Raw genomic sequence first — 4,519 nt, 5'->3', positions numbered from 1 at the left:
CTTCGCGCCTCCCTCCTTCTCCCACAAGGGGAGAAGGAGTCTCGAAACAAACCTAGAGTTGCAACCCCATCGCGTCCTGCGCCTCGCGCAATACCGGCCCTGCGATCGCCCGCGCGCGGTCGCTGCCGCGCGCCAGCACGCGCACGACCTCGGCGCGATCGTCGAGCAGGCGATTGAACCGGTCGCGGATGGGCCCCAGCTTCGCCACCGCGAGGTCGGCGAGTGCCGGTTTGAACTGGCCGAACCCCTGGCCGGCATATTGCTCGACCACCGCAGCCGGCGTCAGGTCGGCAAGCGCGGCGTAGATGGTCACGAGATTGAGTGCCTCGGGGCGTTCGTCCAGCCCTTTGACGGTGTCGGGCAGGGGCTCCGGATCGGTCTTGGCCTTGCGGAATTTCTGCGCGATCTCGTCGTCCGAATCGCTCAGGTTGACGCGTGTCATGTCCGAGGGGTTCGACTTGGACATCTTGGCGGTCGCGTCGCGCAGGCTCATGATGCGCGGCGCGGCGACGCTGATCATCGGTTCGGGAAGCGGGAAGAGCTCCACCCCATAATCGTTGTTGAACTTGGTCGCGATGTCGCGCGCGAGTTCGAGGTGCTGCCGCTGGTCGTCGCCCACCGGGACGTGGGTCGCCTTGTAGAGCAGGACGTCGGCCGCCATCAGCACCGGATAATCGTACAGTCCGACGCTCGCGCCTTCGCGGTCCTTGCCGGCCTTGTCCTTGAACTGGGTCATGCGGTTGAGCCAGCCGACCCGCGCGACATTGTTGAGCAACCAGGTCAGCTCGCTATGCGCCGGCACGCGCGCCTGGTTCCAGATGATCGACTTTTCGGGATCGAGACCGGCGGCCAGGATCGTCGCGGTCATCTCGATCGTGTTGTCGGCCAGTTCCTTCGGCGCGACGCGGTCGGTCAGCGCGTGCAGGTCGGCCATGAAGTACATCGACTCGCCGCCGGCCTGTGCGACCTGATCCTGCATCGCGACCCACTGCTTGATCGCCCCCAGATAATTGCCGAGGTGGAGACGACCGGTGGTCTGGATGCCGGAAACGACGCGCATTGAAGTTCCTTAGAGTTGTTCCTGTCCGGTCGCCTTGGCGGGACGCCGGCGGCCGAGCAATGCCTTCAGGTCACTCAGGCGATAGGCCCCGGTGACGAAGCAGGCGACCGCGTACACCGCGCCGCCTGCCGATACCAGCGCGGTCAGACCGAGCCCGCGGCGGATCAGGCTGCCGGTGAGATAGGGATTCACCAACGGTGCGATCAGCCACAGCGCCACGCCCATCAGGATCGCGGCGAGCAGCAGGCGCGGGACGCGGCGCCGCAGCCGCGCGTCGGTCTCGAAATGCCCACGCTTCCTGAGCGTCAGGTAGAGCATGCCGACATTGACCGAGGACGAAAGCGCGGTGGCGAGCGGCGGGCCGACATGGTGGATGGTCGGGATCAGGATCAGGTTGCCGATCAGGTTCACCGCGACCGAGATCATCGCGTAGCGGACCGGCGTCTTGGTATCCTCGCGCGCGTAGAAGCCCGGGGTCAGCACCTTGACCAGCACATAGGAGGGCAGGCCGACCGAGAAAGCGGCAAGCGCGGCGGCGCTGGCGGTGGTCGCCTGCGCGGTGAAGGCGCCGTGCTGGAACAGCCCGCGGATGATCGGCTGGGCGCCGACCATGAACGCGACCGTCGCCGGCAATGTCAGGAACAGCGCCAGCTCGATACCGCGATTCTGCGTCTCCATCGCCTCGTCATATTTGCCGGTCGACAAGAGTCGCGAGACGGTCGGGAGCAGGATCGTGCCGAGGCCGATGCCGATCATGCCCAGCGGCAACTGGTTCAGCCGGTCGGCATAATAAATGTACGAGATCGATCCCTGGTCGAGCAGCCCGCCGGCCAGCGCGGTCGAGATCGCCAAATTGACCTGCACCGCGCCCGCGCCGATCGCGGCCGGCAGGATCAGCTTCAGCAACTGACGCATGTCGTCGTCGATCACCGGCTTGCGGAACCTGAGGCTGACGCCGGCCTGGCGACACGCGAACAGCAGCCAGCCGAGCTGCAGCACGCCGCCCACCGTGACCGAGATCGCCTGCGCTCGCGCGGTCTCATAGGCCGCATATTCGCCCTTGCCGTGGAAGAACCACAAAGCGGAGACCATCGAGATGTTGAGCAGGATCGGCGCCGCAGCGTTGACCCAGAAACGATTGAGCGAATTGAGAATCCCGCCGAGCAACGAGCATAGCGAGATCAGCATCAGATAGGGGATGGTGTAGCGCGACAGTTCGACCGCGAAGGCGAACTGGTCGTGGGTCGGGTTCTTGAACCCGCCCGACAGGCCCCAGGTCACCGGCCAGGCCGCGACCAGCATCACGATGGTGAACACCGACAGCAACGGCAACAATACCGCCAGCGCGGCTTCGGCGAAGGCGAGCCCCGCCGAGAGCTCGCCCTTTTCCCCGACCTTGCGGTTGAACATCGGGATGAATGCGGCCGAGAAGGCGCCTTCCGCGAACAACGCGCGGAACATGTTGGGCAGGCGGAAAGCGACGAAGAACGCGTCCGACGCGAAGCTCGCGCCGACGAAGGTCGCCTGCAGCGTGTCGCGGACGAGCGCCAGGACCCGGCTAACGAGCGTCAGCCCGCCGACCGATCCCAGCGATTTCGCCAGATTCATCGCTCTGTCCCCGCCCGTCCGGCAAGCGTCAGGCGTTGCCGACCACGCCCTCTTCCTGGGCCTGCTGCGCTTCGAGCTGCTGCTGATAGAGCGTGCCGAAATCGATCGGGTCGAGCAGCAGCGGGGTGAAATTGCCGTCGCGAGTGACGTCGGCGACGACGCGGCGGGCGAACGGGAACAGCAGGCTCGGCGCCTGGGCGAGCAGGAACGGGCGCAGATGCTCGTCGGGCACGTTGCGCGCGCCGAACAGGCCGGCATAGGTCAGGTCGACGATGAACGCGGTCTGCTCGCCCATCTTGGCGCGAACCTCGATCTTGAGCGTGACTTCGTGGAATTCTTCGCCGACCTGGCTGGTGGCGATGCCGAATTCGACGTCCATCTGCGGTGCCTGCTGCTGATTCTCCGAGCTGAAGATCGCAGGCGCGGTCGGGCTCTCGAACGACAGATCCTTCACATATTGCGAGATCATGCCGATCGCGGGGTCGTTGTCGACGCCGTTGGCGAGCGTGGCGTCGGTCGCGCCATTGGTGTCCTGTTCGTCCATTTGTAGCTACTTTCCCGTCTGGAATGGATTTTTCGCGGTCTTGCCCCGCGGGGCGCGCGAAGTAAGCGGCGGCCTAGCAGGGGGATCGTGGCAGTTCAACGGCGGGACGCGCGCGGGAACATTTGAATAGCACGTTTCTTGTGCTTATGTTGGGCGACGGTCAAACTGGAGGCCCGGTGCTTACTATCGTTATCCTTGCCATGGTTGCCCTGTTCCTGGGTCTGCGCCTGTACGCCGTGCTCGGCAAGCGGACCGGGCACGAGCCGGTGCTGCGCAACCCGGCCGAGGAACGCCCGGTACCCCCATTGACGCTCGCCCGTTCGGCCGAGCCGCGCCCCGATTTTCGCGATGCTGCGCCGCGCGCGATCGAGGGCGGCGCCCAGGCCGGGCTGCGTGCACTGATCCATGCCGATCCCTCGTTCGATGTCGCCGCATTCCTCGACGGGTCGAAGAATGCCTATCGCATGGTGCTCGAAGCGTTTTGGAAGGGCGATGAGGAAACGCTCGCCTGGCTGACCGAGGACCACGTCCGCGAAGCCTTCGCCGAGGCGATCAAGGCCCGGACCACGGCCGGCCACGTCCTCGACAACCGGCTGGTCACGATCGAGCGCGCGGTCATCACCGACGCCTCGGTCGACAACAAGGTCGCGCGCGTGACGGTGGCGTTCGATGCCGACATCGCCGCGGTGACGCGCGATGCCGAGGGCAATGTCGTCGCCGGCTCGCTGACCGACGCGGTCGAGACCCACGACGTCTGGACCTTCACGCGCCCGCTGCGCAGCGGCGACCCCGACTGGAAGCTCGCCGACACCGACGAGGCGTAAGGGCACGACTCCCCTCCCTCTGCAGGGAGGGGAAGCGACAATCCTTCGCCAGATCCTAGCCGACCCGATCTTGTCTCTCGGGAACCGACCGGCCATTAGCATTCCCCAAATCGAGTAAAGGGGTTTCGTCCATGGCCGTCGCGCGCAAGCTGATCGTGATATCCGGGCTCGCGCTGCTGCTGTCGGCCTGCGGCGGGCGGATCGTGCCGCCGGGGCCGGGCGTGAGACCGGTGCGCGCACCCGCGCCTGCGCCGGTGCGCAAGCCGGTCGCCGCCAAGCCGCTGCCGCCGGTCGCCAATCCGACCATCGTTCCGGCCGGCGCCAATGCCGCAGGCGCAGGCGTGGTCGCCGGGCCCGCGATTTCCACGCTCGGCATCGGCCAGACCCGCGCCGCCCGCGCGCTCGCCGCGTTCCGGCTGAGCTGCCGCGAGTTGGTCCGCCGCACCGATCAATCGGGCCTGACTCGCGGTGCCGACTGGGCGC

General features: G+C 66.6%; 4 protein-coding genes and 1 pseudogene. 2 read left to right on the top strand and 3 right to left on the bottom strand.

What is annotated here, in order from left to right; translation table 11 throughout:
- Window positions 1-52: 52 nt before the first annotated feature.
- From trpS to secB, 3 genes are read right to left on the bottom strand one after another with little or no spacing between them, the layout of a single operon-like run.
- A complete protein-coding gene (gene trpS / locus ACTHJR_RS11030) occupies window positions 53-1,060 on the bottom strand; it encodes a tryptophan--tRNA ligase (protein ID WP_440523224.1) in 1,008 nt (335 codons plus the stop codon).
- 9 nt (window positions 1,061-1,069) lie between these two features.
- Window positions 1,070-2,668: a murein biosynthesis integral membrane protein MurJ gene (murJ, locus tag ACTHJR_RS11025; RefSeq protein ID WP_440523223.1), complete on the bottom strand. Its 1,599-nt coding sequence runs from the start codon at window positions 2,666-2,668 to the stop codon at window positions 1,070-1,072.
- A 28-nt stretch (window positions 2,669-2,696) separates the two neighbouring features.
- Complete coding sequence (secB, locus tag ACTHJR_RS11020) at window positions 2,697-3,212, bottom strand: protein-export chaperone SecB (RefSeq protein WP_440523222.1); 516 nt, start codon at window positions 3,210-3,212, stop codon at window positions 2,697-2,699.
- Between the two features lie 176 nt (window positions 3,213-3,388).
- Between secB and ACTHJR_RS11015 the strand changes: the two genes are divergently transcribed.
- On the top strand, window positions 3,389-4,036 hold the full coding sequence (locus ACTHJR_RS11015; RefSeq protein ID WP_440523221.1) for a Tim44/TimA family putative adaptor protein: 648 nt from the start codon (window positions 3,389-3,391) through the stop codon (window positions 4,034-4,036).
- Between the two features lie 131 nt (window positions 4,037-4,167).
- Window positions 4,168-4,519: pseudogene (locus ACTHJR_RS11010) on the top strand (hypothetical protein); the annotation flags it as partial.

The sequence above is a fragment of the Sphingomonas sp. genome (genome assembly GCF_051962185.1).
In the GTDB taxonomy this organism is placed as follows: domain Bacteria; phylum Pseudomonadota; class Alphaproteobacteria; order Sphingomonadales; family Sphingomonadaceae; genus Sphingomonas.
This window is presented reverse-complemented; position numbering and strand designations above follow the sequence as displayed.